The following is a 15,383-nucleotide window of genomic DNA, read 5'->3' on the forward strand; positions in this document are numbered from 1 at the left end:
CCGACGCAAGACCGTCTTGCATGGAAATGTTTTCCATTTTCATGTTCCCTCGGCGTCTCACAGCCGGTCCCCGATCAGGAACTCGGCGGCGCGGTCCAAGCGGATATGGGGTGGGCCATCGCCGGGCCGAAGGGTGTTCGGGGCGGGGGCGAAATTCATCACGGCGTAATCGGCATCCAGCCAGCGGGTCGCGCCCTCCGCTGCCGGGCGCAGCAGGTCGGCGGGGTTGTCGGGCAGCTCGCCCGGGTAAAAGGCCGCCTGCCGTCCGTCCATCAGCGTGCCGCGCACCGCCGGAAGTTCCAGCCCGTCCTGGCGGATGATCTCCTCGGTCGTGGTGCGCAGGGCGGCAAGGGCCAGTGCCTCGGTGCGCGCACCCTGGAAGTCGGCGCGGTCGCGGGCCTCGCGCAGCATGGCGGTCAGGATGTTTGTCAGCCGCGCGTGCTGCAGGTGGTGCAGATGGTCGGCCTTGGTCGCGGCAAACAGGATGCGTTCCACCCTGCGCGTGCCTAGCAACTGCGAAAGCCAGCCCACCCGGCCGGGGCGGAAGGCCGACAGGATGTCGGCCATGGCGCGGCGCATGTCCTCGACCGCGCGGGGACCGGCGTGGATGGCGCCGAGGACATCCACCAGCACCACCTGCCGGTCGATGCGGGCGAAGTGGTCGCGGAAGAAGGGCCGGACCACGCGCGACTTGTAGGCGTCGAAGCGGCGCCGGAACTCCTTGTAAAGCGGCGAGCCTGCCATCGTCTCGGGCAGCGGAGAGAAGGTCAGCGCGGGCGAGCCCTCCATTTCCCCCGGCAAGAGGAACCGTCCCGGCGTGGTGTCGGAAAAGCCCGCGTCGCGGGCAGCGGCCAGATGCGCCGTGTAGGAGGCCGTCATGCGCTGGGCCAGAGGCTCGGCAAGGCGCGCCTGCGCGTCGATGCCGCCGAGGCCCGATAGATAGGCCTGCGCGCCGGGGCGGCCCTCCATCCGCTCCAGCGTCTCGGCGGACCATTGGGCGAAGCTGCGGTCCATCAGGCGCAGGTCCAGCAGCCACTCGCCCGGATAGTCCACGATGTCGAGGTGGATGTTCTGCACGCCCCTCAGTCCCGACAGAAGCCCGCGCGGCTGGACCCGCAAGGACAGGCGCAGCTCGCTGACATGGCGGGTGCCCTCGGGCCAGTGGGGATCGGGGCCGGTCAGGGCGGCCAGATGACGCTCGAACTCGAAGCGGGGCACGGTGTCGTCTGGCTGGGGCTGCAGCCAGGCCGCGCGGATGGTGCCGTCGGCCGCCGCCCGCAGGCCCGGCATCCGGCCCCGGTCCAGCAGGTTCGCCACCAGCGAGGTGATGAACACCGTCTTGCCCGCCCGGCTGAGACCCGTGACGCCCAGCCGGATGACCGGATCGGCCAGCCCCAGCCCGCGCATCAGACTGCCAGTAGTGTCGGACAAGGCCATGCGGTCCCCCGTGAAATCAACGGCATGAATGAACGGCCTGTCACATAGGCGGTCCCGGCCCCAACGGCCAGCGGGGCCCTTGGGTTCAGGGGCCGGCGCAGGCGTGACGCCGCGGCCCCTGCGTCAGGCGGCCTGCGCGGGCTCCATCTCCTCGGCGCGCTCCGCCACCGCCCCCAGCAGTTCGGCGGTGCGGTCGAGCCTGTCGTGCGGGTCCTCGATCGCCTCGCGCAGGACGAGGCAGTCCTCCTTGCGCTCGAGCCCCAGCGCCTTGGCGTCGGGCGCGATGCCCTCGCGCGGGTAAAGGACGATGCCTGCGGGACCAGCCACGACGCGGGCGATGCCTGCCGCATGGGCGGCCTCGCGCAGGCGGACGATCTGCAAAAGCACACGCGCCTCGGCCGGGATCTCGCCGAAGCGGTCCTCGAGTTCCGCGTCCAGCAGGTCCACGGCCTCGGCCGAGTCCATGCGCGCAAGGCGCATGTAGATTTCCAGCCGCGTGTCCGGATCGGCGATCCAGCTTTCGGGCAGCTTCCCCTGCAGGCCAAGCTGAAGGTCGGGGATCCAGCGCTCGCCCGTGCCTCCCCGCGCCGACAGGGCATCGGCAAGCAGTCGCTGGTAAAGCTCGATCCCGATCAGCTTCATGTGGCCGGCCTGTTCCTCGCCCAGCAGGTCGCCCGCCCCGCGCAGGTCGAGGTCGCGGGCGCTGATCTCGAAGCCCGCGCCCAGGCGGTTCAGCGTTTCCAGCGTCTGCAGGCGCTTGAGCGTCAGGTCGGGGATCGTCTTGCCGGCTTCCGTGAACATCAGCATGTGCGCGCGCTGGTTGCCGCGCCCCACGCGGCCCCGCAGCTGGTGCAGCTGCGACAGGCCGAAGCGGTCGGCCTTGCAGACGACCATGGTGTTGGCCTGCGGCACGTCCAGCCCCGCCTCGATGATGTTGGTGGCCAGCAGCACGTCGCCCTCGCCGCGGGCGAAGCGGATCATGGCCTCGTCGATCTCGGCGGCGGGCAGCTTGCCATGGGCTTGAAGCACTTCCAGATCGGGCACGAGTTCGCGCAACTCGGCGGCCATCGGCTCCATGTCCTCGATCCGGGGGACGACGACGAAGCTTTGACCTCGGCGCGCGCGCTCGCGCAGAAGGGCCGCGCGCAGGGTGGCGGCATCAAAGGGCGCAACCGAGGTGCGGATGGGCTGGCGCCGCGCGGGGGGCGTGGCGATGACGGACAATTGCTGCAGGCCCACCAGCGCCGATTGCAGGGTGCGCGGAATGGGGGTCGCGGTCAGCGTCAGGACGTGGCCCGCGGACAACTCGCGCAGCTTCCCCTTGTCGGCGGTGCCGAAGCGCTGCTCCTCGTCGATGATGACAAGGCCGAGATCCTTGTAGCTGACGCCCTTGCCCGCGACCGCGCCCGTGCCGATCACGATGTCGATGGTGCCGTCGGCCAGCCCCTCCTTCACCGCCTTCCTCTCGGCGGCGGTGGACAGGCGATGCAGCGCGCCGACGGTCTTGCCCAAGGGCGCGAAGCGGCGCTGGAAGGTTTCGACGTGCTGGCGGGCCAGCACGGTCGTTGGGGCGGCGACGGCAACCTGACGGCCCTCCAGCACGGCAACGGCGGCGGCGCGCAGGGCGACCTCGGTCTTGCCATAGCCCACGTCGCCGATCACCAGCCGGTCCATCGGCTTCCCCGAGGCAAGGTCGTCGCGCACCGCCTCGATGGCGCGGGCCTGGTCGGGTGTTTCGGTGAAGGCGAAGCCCGCGGCGAAGCGTTCGTAATCCGCCGGGTCGCCCTCCAGCACCGGGGCCTCCTGCCCCCTACGCACCTCGGCCAGTTCGGCCAGCGCCTGCGCGGTTTCCGCCACGGCTGCTTCGACCTCGTCCTTGCGCTTGCGCCAGCTCGATCCGTCCAGGCGGTCCAGCGTCACCGCTTCGGGCTCCGCCCCATAGCGCCAGATGCGAAAGGCCTGAAGGACCGGGACCAGCCGCACGCCGTCGCCCGCATAGGTCAGGCGGATCGCCTCGCCGGGATCGCCCTCCCCTAGGTCGGGCAGGGGCTCGACACCCGCCACGACCCCGATGCCGTGGTCCTCGTGGACCACCACGTCGCCGATGCGGATGCCGACCCGGTCCAGAAGCGTCTGGCCCGTGGCGACAGCATCCTCGCGCAGGGCCCGGCTGCCCAGCAGATCGGCGGCGGCGACGGCCAGGACGCCGTCGCGCTGGAAGCCGCGCTCAGCCGGCATGGGTAGGGACAGGAGGCTGCCGGGCTCGGCCTGCGCGACCTCCTCCCACGAGCCGGCGGCGGGGATCGTGCGCTCCAGCAGCTTCGCCGCGCGGCGGGACAGGAAGCGCAGGTCGCGCTCGCTGCCCAGAAGGACCAGCCGCTCGCCCGCGTCAAAGGCGGCACGGGCGGTGCGGGTGAAGGCGCGTTCCGGCGCGCGGCTTTCGACGAAGCGCGGCGGCGGGGCGCCCGCCTGCGCCAGTTCCAGCGTTTCGCGGCCCTTGAGGGAAGCCACCCAGGCCTCCTCGGGCAGGACGCGGCGAAGGGCTGCGGCGCTGCCGATCTCGACGGCCAGCTTCAGGACGTTGCGGCGGCGCTTGTCTGCCGCCGGAGACAGGACCAGCCGCGCGCCGGGCAGGTGGTCGGGCAGGGCGCAGCGTGTCTCGCCCAGCGCAGGCTCGGTCACGGGAGCGATGGCGCAGGACTGGACCTCGGAAAGGGTGCGCTGGTCGAGGATGTCGTAAAGGCTGATCCAGGCGATCCGGCCCTCCGCCACCTCGATCCGCACGGGGTTTTCGGATTGCGCGGGAAAGACGTCCAGCACCTGCCCGCGCAGGGCAACCTCGCCCGGCTCGTCCACGCGGTCGTCCTCGGCATAGCCCAAGGCCACGACCGAATCGCGCAAGGCGGGCAGGTCGATTTCGGTGCCCACGGTCACCGACAGCATCTCGGCCGGAACCTCGGACGGTGCGGGCCAGGCCAGCGCCAGGGCGTCGGCCGTGGTGATCAGGGCGACCGGCCCATCCTTGCGCCCACGCAGGCGCGAGAGCCCCGCATTCCGCAGACCGATGTTGGCGGGCGAGGCGGGCGAGCTGTCCCCCGGCAGCGCGTCGCTTTCGGGCAGAAGGACCACCTGCGCCCCCGGCGCGGCGACGGCCAGCGCGCGGGCGACGGCCATGGCCTCGGTTTCCGACTCGGCGGCGAAGAGGATGTCGCCCCGCGGCAGCTGCTCGGCGAGGGCCGCGGCGGTTTCGGCATTTCCAAGGCGGCCGGCAGGCCGGGCCTTCTCGGGAGATGGGGGCATGATGGCTTTCGGCAAAGGAACGGGTCCGGGGGCAATCAGGTCCGTGTCCGGTCCTTCCTGCGTCAGCTTCAACGACATTCGCGCGCGCCGGTTCCGGGGCGGACGGCAGGTTTGCAGCCGCCCGCGTTTTCGGCCACGACAAGGGCGATGACCGAGGCCCGATCCCCCGACACCCTTCCCATCGACGACGCGATCCCCGAACTGCGCGCGGCGCTGGCCGCGCATGGCCGTGCGGTGCTGGTGGCCCCGCCCGGCGCGGGCAAGACCACGCGGGTGCCGCTGGCGCTCTTGGACCTGATCCCCGGCCGCATCGTGATGCTGGAGCCGCGCCGGCTGGCCGCGCGCGCCGCCGCCGAGCGGATGGCCTCGACCCTGGGCGAGCCCCTGGGCGCGACTGTCGGCTACCGCATCCGGGGCGAGGCCGTGCCGGGCGCGCGGATCGAGGTCGTGACCGAGGGCATCCTGACCCGCATGATCCAGTCCGACCCCGACCTGCCGGGCATCGGCTGCGTCATCTTCGACGAGTTCCACGAGCGCAGCCTGAACGCCGACCTCGGGCTCGCGCTGGTCTGGGAAAGCCGCGCGGCGCTGCGGTCCGACCTTGCGGTGCTGGTGATGTCGGCCACGCTGGAGGCCGAGCCCGTCGCGGCGCTGCTGGACGACGCGCCCGTGGTGCGGTCGCTGGGCCGGGCCTTTCCGGTGGAAACCCGCTGGCTCGATCGGCCGCTGCCTGCGGGCGCGCGGCTGGTCCCCGAGGCCGCCCGGCTGATCACGCAGGCCGAGTCCGAGACGCGCGGCACCGGCGGCACGATCCTGGCCTTCCTGCCGGGCGAGGGCGAGATCCGCCGCGTGGCCGCTATGCTGGACGGCCCCGTCGAGGTCATGCCGCTGTTCGGCGCGATGGAGCTTTCGGCCCAGCGCGCGGCGCTGGCGCCCCCGGGCGACAGGCGGCGGATCGTGCTGGCGACGTCCATCGCGGAAACCTCGCTGACGATCCCCGGCGTGCGGGTGGTGGTGGATGCAGGTCGCGCGCGGCGGGCGCGGTTCGATCCGGGTTCCGGCATGACGCGGCTGGTGACCGAGCGGGTGAGCCGGGCCGAGGCCGAGCAGCGGCGCGGCCGCGCGGGCCGGGTCGCGCCGGGCATCTGTTATCGCATGTGGGCGCGGGCCGAGGAAGGAAGCCTCCCCGCCTTCGCCCCGCCCGAGATCGCCACCGCCGATCTGGCTGGCCTTGCGCTGGAACTGGCCGCTTGGGGATCGGAAGAGGGGCTGGCCTTCCTGACCCGGCCGCCTGCCGCCGCGCTGGCCGAGGCGCGGGCGCTGCTGGAGGATCTGGGCGCGCTGAAGGACAGCCGGATCACCCCGCATGGTCGGGCGCTGGCCGCGCTGCCGCTGCACCCCCGGCTGGGGCACATGCTGCTGACCGCCGGGCGCGGTGCGGCGGACCTCGCCGCGCTGATGGCCGAACGCGACCCGATCCGCGGCGCGCCCGCCGACCTGTCGCTGCGGCTTCAGGCCATCCGCGATCCCCGCGCTTATGCCGAGCGCCACCCCTGGCCCGCCGATCGGGGCACGGTGGAACGCATCCGCGCGGAAGGACGCCGTCTGCGCCGCCTCGCGTCCGACGCCGCCCCCCTGAGCCCGGGCCAGATGGCCGCGCTGGCCTATCCCGACCGCATCGGGTTGCGCCGCAAGGGAGACGCGCCGCGCTATGTCCTGTCGGGCGGCAAGGGCGCGGTGCTGGCCGAGGGCGACCCCCTCGGCGCGCAAAGGCTGATCGTGGCGACCGACCTCGATGGAGACGCCCGCGAGGCGCGGGTGCGGATGGGCGCCGCGCTGGACGAGGCGGACCTGCGGGCGCTTTTCGCCGACCGGATCGAGGCGGTGGAACTGGTCGAGTGGTCCCGCCGCGAAGGCCGGGTGCTGGCGCGGCGGCAGGAGCGGGTGGGGGCGCTGGTCCTCTCCGACCGGGCACTGGACGATCCGGACCAGCAGGCGGTGGCGCTTGCGGCTTGGGAAGGGCTGCGCGACCTCGGTCTGCCCTGGACTCCCGCGGCGCGGCGGCTGCGGGCGCGGATCGCGCTGGTCGAAGGGATGCCGGATGTTGGCGATGCGGCACTGATGGCCGATCCCGGCTGGCTGCTGCCGTGGCTGGGCAAGGCCCGCACGAGCGCCGACCTGCGGGCGCTGGACCTGACCGAGCCGCTGAAGGCCCTGATCGGCTGGGATAGTCAGCGGCGGCTGGACGAGGCGGCGCCGGCAGCCTTTGTCTCGCCGCTGGGGCGCCGCATCCCCATCGACTACGACGCCGAGACGCCCACGGTTGAGGCGCGCCTGCAGGAGCTGTTCGGGGTCACCCGGCACCCGATGGCAGGCAGTCGTCCGCTGCGCATCCAGATGCTGTCGCCGGGCGGCAAGCCCATTGCGGTCACGACCGACCTGCCCGGCTTCTGGGCGGGCGGTTATGCCGACGTGCGCAAGGACATGCGCGGGCGCTATCCGCGCCATCCCTGGCCCGAGGACCCGACAACGGCCGACCCGACGGTTCGGGCCAAGCCGCGCGGGACGTGAGAAGAGGGGGCGCTGCCCCCGCCCTTCGGGCTCCCCCGGGATATATGCGGACAAGAGATGATCTCAGGGCCGGATCTCGACCTCGGTGCCGATCCGGGTGTGGGCGAAGAGTTCGCGGATCTCGGGGTTGGTCACGGCGATGCAGCCGGCGGTCCAGTCGCCCTTGACCCGGAAGCCCTCGGCGACCTGGTTGGGCTGGCCGTGGATCATGATGTCGCCCCCCGGGTCGACGCCTTCCGCCCGGGCCCGGGCGCGGTCCTCGGGGCGCGGGTAGTCGAGGCCCAGCGACAGGGTGAAGCTGCTGCGGTCGTTCAGGCGATCAACCTTGAAGATGCCCTCGGGCGTCTTGCCGTCGCCTTGTTTCACCTTGTCGCCTTCCGGCGTGAACCCCAGGGCGATGGACATCACGCGCGGGTTGCCGTCGCGCTGGAAGATGGTCATGCGGCGGGCGGATTTCTCGACCAGGATGCGCTCGACGGGGCTGGTGATCGCGGGCGCCGGTTGCGGGATGCGGATCTCGGGCAGGCGCGGCGGGCGCGGGACGGGGATGTTTGTCGCCGGCGGGGGCACCGGCAGGGGCAGGGTGGGCGGCAGCGGCACCGGCAGGGGGATGCCGCCGGTCCAGGCGAGCCATCCGGCCAGCGCCACCGTCCCCAGCGCGGCCATGCGCAGCGGCCTCATTGCAGGTCGGCGAAGGCCTCGCGCAGGCGGGCTGCGGCCTCAGCCACCCGCGCACGGGGCGTCGCGAGGTTGAAGCGCATGTGCCCCGCGCCGCCCAGGCCGAAGCTTTCGCCATGGTTGGCCGCGATCCGGGCGCCCTGCTCGACGCGGTGGTGGATCTCGGCGGGCTCCATCCCGGTGCCGGTGAAATCGACCCAGGCGAGATAGGTCGCCTGCAGGGGCATGGACCGCGCGCCGGGGATGGCGTTCACGGCCTCGTCGAAGATGCGGGCGTTGCCGGCGATGTAATCCACAAGCGCATCCACCCAGGCCGCGCCCTCGGGCGAATAGGCTGCCGTGACCATCGGCAGGCCGAAGAGACCGGGCGAGAGGCCCAGCGCCATCATCCGCGCCTTGTACCGGTCGCGCAGGGTATCATCGGCAATGATCGCGTTGCCGAGGTGCGCGCCCGCGATGTTGAAGGTCTTGGTCGCCGCGGTCAGCGTCACCAGCCGGTCCGCGATCTCGGGCGCGGCCAGTGCCGTGACAGTGTGGCGGGGGCCTCCGGGCAGGACGAGGTCGTGGTGGATCTCGTCCGAGACGAGGATCAGGTCGCGGGCGCGGCAGAAGGCGGCGATCTCGCGCAGTTCCTCGGCCGTCCAGACCCGGCCGCCAGGGTTGTGGGGCGAGCAGAGGATCAGCATCCGCTCACGGCCGGTCAGGCGGTCGGCCCAGTTGTCCCAGTCCAGCGCATACTGGTCATCGCGGACGGCCAGCGGCAATTCCGTCACCGTTCGGCCAGAGGCTTTGATGACGCGGGCGAAGGCGTGATAGACGGGCGTCATCAGCACCACGGCATCGCCTGCTTCGGTGAAGGCATCGACCGCCAAAGCAGTCCCGTTGACGAGGCCGTGGACGGACAGGATGTGATCACGCTCGACCTGCCAGCCGTGGCGGGTCTGCATCCACCAGCGGATCGCGTCGAGATAGGGCTCGTTCACGCCCGGATAGCCGTAGATGCCATGAGCGACCGTCGCCTCCAGCGCGCGGCGGACTCCGGCAGGCGCGGCGAAGTCCATGTCGGCGACCCACATCGGCAGGGCGTCGGGGGCATCCAGCCCGAAGACCCCGGCCATGTCGTCCCACTTGTTGCACATCGTGCCCCGGCGCTCGATGGCGTGGTTGAAGTCGGGAGCGGCGAAGCGGTCGGGTCTGTTCATCGGGGGTCTCCTGTCACGCGCCCCGACCATAGCGGCTTGTTGCGCGGCGGGAAGGCTTGTCCTATGTGCGAGGGCCATGACGCGCCCCATCCTCTTGTTCCCCGATCCCCGGCTGAAGAAGGTCTGCGACCCCGTGGGCCGGATCACGCCCGAGATCGAGGCACTGGCCGACGAGATGCTGGCCACCATGTATGCCGCTCCGGGCGTGGGCCTGGCCGCGCCGCAGGTGGGCGTGCTGCAACGCCTCTTTGTCATGGACTGCACCAAGGACCCCGACGCGCCCCGCGCGCCCCTGGTCATGGTGGACCCCGAGATCGTGGGCACGTCCGAGGCGCTGAACACCTATGAGGAGGGCTGCCTGTCCTTCCCCGAGCAATATGCCGATGTCACGCGCCCGGCCGAGGTGCGGATGCGCTGGACCGGCCTTGACGGCAGGACGCACGAGCGCGACTTCGACGGGCTCTGGGCCACCTGCGCGCAGCATGAATTGGACCACCTGAACGGCAAGCTCTTCATCGACCATATCGGGCCGATGAAGCGGCAGATGATCTCGCGCCGCATGACCAAGATGAAGCGCGAGATGGCGCGGGCCTGAATGGCGGTCCGGCCCTTCATCCCCTATGCCGACCGGCGGCTGCACACGCCTGCGGCGCCCGTCGAGGCCGTCACGGACGAGATCCGGGCGATCTGGGACGACATGATCGACACGATGGAGGCGATGCCCGGTGTGGGTCTCGCCGCGCCGCAGATCGGGGTGATGCTGCGGCTGGCGGTCGTGGATGCCTCGGCCGAGCGGGGGCAGGCGGTGCGGATGGCGAACCCCGAGGTCCTGCACGCCTCGGTCAAGATGCGGTCGCACGAGGAAGCCTCGCCCAACCTGCCCGGCGTCTCGGCGGTCATCGAGCGGCCGCGGGCGGTGACGGTGCGCTTCCTCAACGCGGCGGGCGAGATCGAGGAGCGGGACTTCGTGGGCCTTTGGGCGACCAGCGTGCAGCACCAGGTCGATCATCTGAAGGGCCGGGTCTATGTGGACCACCTGTCGGCGCTGAAGCGGCGGATGCTGGTGGCCAAGGCCGCGAAGCTGGCGCGCCGGTGAGACGCGCCGGACCGGGGCGCTGCCCCATCGTCGTATACGACGATCCCGGGATACTTGTGCAAAGAAGAAAGACGGGAGCAGGCGATGCGCGTCGTGTTCATGGGAACGCCCGAGTTTTCCGTTCCTGCCTTGCAGGCCATCGCGGCGCGGCACGAGGTCGTCTGCGTCTACTCGCAGCCTCCGCGGGCGGCGGGTCGGGGGCAGAAGCCCCGGCCCTCGCCGGTGCAGGCGGCGGCCGAGAGCCTGGGGATTCCGGTGCGGACCCCGGTGCGGCTGAAGGGGGCCGAGGAGCAGGCGGAGTTCGCGTCCCTCGGCGCGGATGTCGCGGTGGTGGTGGCCTATGGGCTGATCCTTCCGCAGCCGGTGCTGGATGCGCCGAGGCTCGGGTGCCTGAACATCCATGCCTCGCTGCTGCCGCGCTGGCGGGGGGCGGCGCCGATCCATCGCGCGGTGATGGCCGGGGATGCCGAGACGGGCGTCGCCATCATGCAGATGGAGGCGGGGCTGGACACCGGGCCGGTGCTGGCCGAAGCGCGCACCCCCATCGGAGACGAGGACACCACCGCCGACCTGCACGACAGGCTGGCGGGGATGGGCGCCGACCTGATCGTGAAGGTGCTGGACCGGCTGCCGCTGCCTGCCGTGCCGCAGGCGGCCGAGGGGGTCACCTATGCCGCCAAAATCGACAAGGCCGAGGCGCGGATTGACTGGACCCGGCCCGCCGCCGAGGTGGACCGTCTGATCAGGGGGCTGTCGCCCTTTCCCGGCGCCTGGTGCATGGCCGGGGGCGAGCGTCTGAAGCTGCTGCGCTCGCGGCCGGCCAAGGGACAGGGCGCGCCGGGCGAGGTGCTGGGCGGGCTGGTCGTCGCCTGCGGCGAGGGCGCGGTCGAGATCACCGAAGTGCAGCGCGAGGGCAAGCGCCCGATGCCCACCGCCGAGGCGCTGCGGGGAATGGCACTGCCCGCGAGGCTGGACTGACCGGGAGGGCCTCGACAAGCAGCCAGACGCGGCCTTCCCGCGCAGCCTGATTGAGAGTAACGGGCAGGGCATGAGCCTGCGCCCGCACCTGACCGCCACATTCCTTCTCGGCCTGCCGCTGGTCGGCACCCATGTCAGCCGGATGCTGATCGGGGTGACGGACACGATCCTGATCGGCCGCTACGGCGTCGACGAGCTGGCGGCGCTGGTGCTGGCGACCTCGTATTTCTTCATCCTGACCATGCTCGGGTCCGGCTATGCGCTGGGCGTCATGGGGGTGATCGCCAATGCCCGCGCGCGCGGCGACGCGGCCAAACTGCGGAGGGCGACGCGCATGGCGCTGTGGCTGTCGGTCCTGCATTCCCTGCTGATCGTGCCGCTTCTGTGGTGGTCGGGGCCGATCCTGTCGGCCCTGGGGCAGGAACCCCGGGTCGCCGCACTGGGGCAGGAATGGCTGCGTGTGATGATCCCGGCAATGCCCGCCGTGCTGGCGGGGATGGTGCTGAACAGCTATCTCGCGGCGCTGGGGCGGCCGAACCTGGCGCTTGTCATCAACGTGGTCGGGCTGCCGGTCAACGCGCTGTTCAACTGGCTGCTGATCTTCGGCCACTGGGGCCTGCCGGAGCTGGGCGTGCGCGGCTCTGGCATCGCCAGCCTCGCGGTGAACTGGCTGCAGCTTGCGGCGCTTGCCGCCTGCGCCGCCTGGGCGCCCGAGGGGCGGCAGTACCGCCTGTTCCAGCGGCTCTGGCGACCCGACTGGGCGGCCTTCCGGTCGGTCTTCGCGCTGGGCCTGCCGATCGGGCTGACGCTGGTGGCGGAAACGGGGATGTTCACCGGCGCCAATGTCCTGATGGGCTGGTTCGGGGCCGAGCCGCTGGCCGCCCATGGCATTGCCCTGCAGATCGCGGGGCTGACCTTCATGGTCCACCTGGGCATCTCCAACGCCGCGACGATCCGCGTGGGGACGGCGCATGGAACCGGCGACGCGCAAGGGATGCGGCTGGCCGCCATTGCGGCAATCCTGCTGTCGGCAGGCTTCGCCCTGATCCCGATGGCGGCCTTCCTGGCCATCCCCGAGACGCTGACCGGGCTTTATCTCAACCCCGCCGATCCGAAGGCACCGGTGATCGTCGCGCTGGCGGCCTCGCTGATGCTTTACGCCGGGCTGTTCCAGTTGGCGGATGCGATGCAGGCCATCGCGCTGGGGCTGCTGCGGGGCGTGCAGGACACCCGCGTGCCGATGGTGCTGGCGGTGGTCAGCTACTGGCTGATCGGCCTGCCCGCGGGCTGGCTGCTGGCATTCCCGCTGGGCATGGGGCCGCAGGGCCTGTGGCTGGGGCTGCTGCTGGGGCTGACGGCGGCGGCCGGGCTGCTGATGTCGCGCTTCTGGCGCTGGGCGGGCGCGCAGGGCGCCGCTCTGGCCCGCGCGCCGCAAGCCCGTTAGACTGGCCCGCGCCCTTCCTGCGAGGTTCCCATGCGTCCCGTCTTTGTCCAGTTCCGCTGCACCCCCGGCAAGACCTACGAGGTCGCCGACGCCATCTACGACCGCGAGGTCGTGAGCGAGCTTTACTCGACCTCGGGCGAATACGACCTGCTGGCCAAGGTCTATGTCCCCGAGGACCAGGACGTGGGCCATTACCTGTCCGAACGGCTGTTCGACATCCCCGGCATCAACCGGACGCTGACCACGATGACCTTCCGCGCCTTCTGAGGGCGTCAGGCGATCATCAGGGCAATGGCGGCGGCAAGCGCACCTGCGGCGGGCAGCGTCACCACCCAGGCGGCCAGCGTCCGCAGCACGGCCGAGCGGCGCACCAGCCGGCGGCGGTGCAGTTCCTCGGGGGGCAGGGGCTTGCGGGGGCGGGCCCGGCGGAAGCGCCGTTCTTCCCATTCGCGGTAGAAGCCGACGCCGAAGACGCCGCCCACGGCGACATGGGTGGTGGACACCGGCATTCCCAGCCGCGTCGCGACCAGCACCGTCAGCGAGGTCGCCAGCAGCACGCAGAGCGCGCGGGCCGTGTTCAGCCGGGTGATCCGGCTGCCGACCATGTGCACGATCCGCCGCCCGAACAGCAGCGCGCCCACGGCGATCCCTGCGCCCCCCAGCGCCAGCAGCCGCAACGAGGCGGGTCCCGCCTCGGGCCACAGCGCGGCCGCGCGCATCAGCACCGCCAGCGGCGCCACGATGTTGGCCACGTCGTTCGAGCCGTGGCCGAAGCCCATCAGGACCGCCCCCAGCACCAGCGGCGGCCCCAGCAGGCGGTCGAGCATCTGTCGGCTCGGGTGACCCGCCGCAAGCTCTCCGGCCATGCGGATGTGGGCGGCAAGGACGGCGCCCGCGCTGATGGCCAGCGTCGCCACAATGACCAGCGCAGGCCGCGCGCCGCCCAGTGTCAGCGCGTTGACCGCCAGCACCGCCGCGATGATCCCCACAAGCCAGGGCAGCCAGCGCGCGGCCGCCGCCGTCCGGTCGGGCGCGCGATGGATCAGGTGACGCAGCACCGCCAGCAGCGCCGCCCCCACCAGCGCCGCCGCGATGGGCGAGGCAACCCAGACCGTCGCGATCCGTGCGAGCCCGCTCCAGTAGAGTGCGCCGGGTCCGAAGACCGCAAGCCCCGCGCCCGCGATGCCGCCCACGACCGCATGGGTCGTGCTGACGGGGGCCCCCGCCCAGGTGGCCAGCGCGATCCAGCTGGCGGCGGCCAGCATCGCGGCCAGCATGACCGTGGCGGGGGCGGTGCCCTGCAGCATCAGTTCGGCCGGCAGGATGCCGGTGGTCAGCGTCTCGGTGACGCGCCCGCCCGCCAGCATCGCGCCCGCGACCTCGGCCAGTGCGACGAGGAGAAGGCCTGTCTTCATCGAGACCGCCCCCGCGCCCACTGCGGGTCCGAGGGCGTTCGCCACGTCGTTGGCGCCGATCGTCAGCGCCAGGAAGGCCGCCACCAGCATGCCCGCGATCATCATGCCGGGCGCGGCCGTCCCGCCTGTCAGGACCGCGCCGACAAGCGCGACAAGTGCAGCAAAGGTCAGGGCGAGCCCCAGCCGCGACACCGCGCGCAGGGAATGGACCCCGGCGCTTTCTGCATTGGCCACGCGGTCGAGGTCCTTGTCGAGGGTTCGGAAGCTGCTCATTCCCCGGTCAGGCGCGCGCCGGGCGGCATGCGGGCGGAGGGACGCGCGCAAGTCCCTTCAGCAGGGCGGCAAGCTCGGGTTCGGCCACCAGCGCGGCGGCCTGGGCGGGGGGAAACCAGCGGCGGCTGCGCTGGGCCTGTTCGGGCCACTGCTCGGCCAGTGTTTCGACCGGCACCACGAAGACCCGCACCTCGACCGGGATGGCGAAGCCTTCGTTCTGGGCCTTGTCGTACAGGTAACCGCCCAACTCCTGGGCCGCTGCAGCGCGCACCCCCGCTTCTTCCCACGCCTCCTGCAGGGCGGCCTGGGCCAGGGTTCGGCCGGGCATGGGCCAGCCCTTGGGGATGATCCAGCGCCCCGTGCCGCGGCTGGTGATCATCAGCACCTCGCCCGTCGCGGCATCGCGGCAGACCGCCCCCACCTGCAGGCGGGGGCGGCGCGCGCCGAGAAGCCGGGCCAGGCGCTGGCGCAGCCCGGTCATCCCTCGTCCGCCGTGTTCACCGAACCGCGCAGGGCCTTGACCGTGCCGCGCTGCGCCTTGGCGGCCAGCCTGCGGCGCTGGCTGCCCAGCGTAGGGCGGGTGGCGATGCGGGGCCGAGGGGCGACAAGGGCCGAGCGGATCAGGTCCGCCAGCCGCTCGCGCGCGATCTCGCGGTTGCGGGCCTGGCTGCGGGTGTCCTGGACCTGGATCACGATGGCGCCGTCCGAGGTCCAGCGCCGGCCCGCGAGCCGCCGCAGCCGCGCCTTGACGGGCGCGGGCAGGTGGGGCGAGCGCTCGGCCTCGAAGCGCAGCTCGACGGCGGTCGAGACCTTGTTGACGTTCTGTCCCCCCGGCCCCTGGGCACGCGTGAACTGCTCGGACAGTTCCCAGTCCGCAAGGGCAATGGTGTCGTTGATCCGCAGCATGGAGAAAAGATGCAAATCCCTGTGACGGAAGGAAAGAGGCCGAAGGATAACTTATCTTGAGTGCTTGCGTTCCTGCCCGGAAA

13 protein-coding genes are annotated in these 15,383 nt (G+C 71.9%); 6 read left to right on the forward strand and 7 right to left on the reverse strand.

Annotated features, from left to right (window positions below):
- Positions 1-57 precede the first annotated feature (57 nt).
- Complete coding sequence (locus ACFFII_RS09490) at positions 58-1,437, reverse strand: YcjX family GTP-binding protein (RefSeq protein ID WP_377698640.1); 1,380 nt, start codon at positions 1,435-1,437, stop codon at positions 58-60.
- Positions 1,438-1,560: 123 nt separating this feature from the next.
- Positions 1,561-4,737 (reverse strand): helicase-related protein, encoded by a 3,177-nt coding sequence (locus ACFFII_RS09495; RefSeq protein ID WP_377698641.1) that lies wholly within the window; start codon positions 4,735-4,737, stop codon positions 1,561-1,563.
- Positions 4,738-4,884: 147 nt separating this feature from the next.
- Here ACFFII_RS09495 and hrpB point away from each other — a divergent pair, with 147 nt between their 5' ends.
- Positions 4,885-7,308, forward strand: a complete 2,424-nt coding sequence (hrpB, locus tag ACFFII_RS09500) for an ATP-dependent helicase HrpB (RefSeq protein ID WP_377698642.1) — start codon at positions 4,885-4,887, stop codon at positions 7,306-7,308.
- A gap of 63 nt (positions 7,309-7,371) precedes the next feature.
- Here the strand turns inward: hrpB and ACFFII_RS09505 are convergent, their stop codons facing one another.
- Together ACFFII_RS09505 and ACFFII_RS09510 are read right to left on the reverse strand one after the other, a co-directional pair.
- Entirely contained in the window at positions 7,372-7,989 is a 618-nt protein-coding gene (locus ACFFII_RS09505; protein ID WP_377698643.1) for a L,D-transpeptidase family protein, read from the reverse strand.
- Entirely contained in the window at positions 7,986-9,188 is a 1,203-nt protein-coding gene (locus tag ACFFII_RS09510) for a MalY/PatB family protein (RefSeq protein WP_377698644.1), read from the reverse strand. Before ACFFII_RS09510 ends, ACFFII_RS09505 begins: the two co-directional genes overlap by 4 nt.
- Positions 9,189-9,264: 76 nt before the next feature.
- On the opposite strand from ACFFII_RS09510, the gene def (ACFFII_RS09515) reads away from it, so the two are divergent.
- The 5 genes from def (ACFFII_RS09515) (at position 9,265) to ACFFII_RS09535 (ending at position 12,973) form a co-directional block, all read left to right on the forward strand.
- Positions 9,265-9,783 carry a peptide deformylase gene (def, locus tag ACFFII_RS09515; protein ID WP_377698645.1) on the forward strand — a complete coding sequence of 173 codons (519 nt, stop codon included), beginning with the start codon at positions 9,265-9,267 and terminating at the stop codon, positions 9,781-9,783.
- Complete coding sequence (gene def, locus ACFFII_RS09520; protein WP_377698646.1) at positions 9,784-10,284, forward strand: peptide deformylase; 501 nt, start codon at positions 9,784-9,786, stop codon at positions 10,282-10,284.
- 84 nt (positions 10,285-10,368) lie between these two features.
- A complete protein-coding gene (gene fmt / locus ACFFII_RS09525) occupies positions 10,369-11,262 on the forward strand; it encodes a methionyl-tRNA formyltransferase (RefSeq protein ID WP_377698647.1) in 894 nt (297 codons plus the stop codon).
- A 70-nt stretch (positions 11,263-11,332) separates the two neighbouring features.
- A complete protein-coding gene (locus tag ACFFII_RS09530; protein WP_377698648.1) occupies positions 11,333-12,706 on the forward strand; it encodes an MATE family efflux transporter in 1,374 nt (457 codons plus the stop codon).
- Between the two features lie 30 nt (positions 12,707-12,736).
- Positions 12,737-12,973, forward strand: coding sequence for an Lrp/AsnC ligand binding domain-containing protein (locus ACFFII_RS09535; RefSeq protein WP_090751669.1), 237 nt, complete (start codon positions 12,737-12,739; stop codon positions 12,971-12,973).
- A 5-nt stretch (positions 12,974-12,978) separates the two neighbouring features.
- On the opposite strand, the gene ACFFII_RS09540 is transcribed toward ACFFII_RS09535, so the two are convergent.
- The 3 genes from ACFFII_RS09540 to arfB are packed head-to-tail and all read right to left on the reverse strand — an operon-like array spanning position 12,979 to position 15,300.
- A complete protein-coding gene (locus ACFFII_RS09540; protein WP_377698649.1) occupies positions 12,979-14,394 on the reverse strand; it encodes an inorganic phosphate transporter in 1,416 nt (471 codons plus the stop codon).
- Positions 14,395-14,401: 7 nt separating this feature from the next.
- Complete coding sequence (locus tag ACFFII_RS09545; protein WP_377698650.1) at positions 14,402-14,875, reverse strand: NUDIX hydrolase; 474 nt, start codon at positions 14,873-14,875, stop codon at positions 14,402-14,404.
- Positions 14,872-15,300 carry an alternative ribosome rescue aminoacyl-tRNA hydrolase ArfB gene (gene arfB, locus ACFFII_RS09550; protein WP_377698651.1) on the reverse strand — a complete coding sequence of 143 codons (429 nt, stop codon included), beginning with the start codon at positions 15,298-15,300 and terminating at the stop codon, positions 14,872-14,874. The genes ACFFII_RS09545 and arfB overlap by 4 nt, the downstream gene beginning before the upstream one ends.
- Positions 15,301-15,383: the final 83 nt, after the last annotated feature.

This window comes from Paracoccus niistensis, from assembly GCF_042432925.1.
GTDB classification, from domain to species: domain Bacteria; phylum Pseudomonadota; class Alphaproteobacteria; order Rhodobacterales; family Rhodobacteraceae; genus Paracoccus; species Paracoccus niistensis.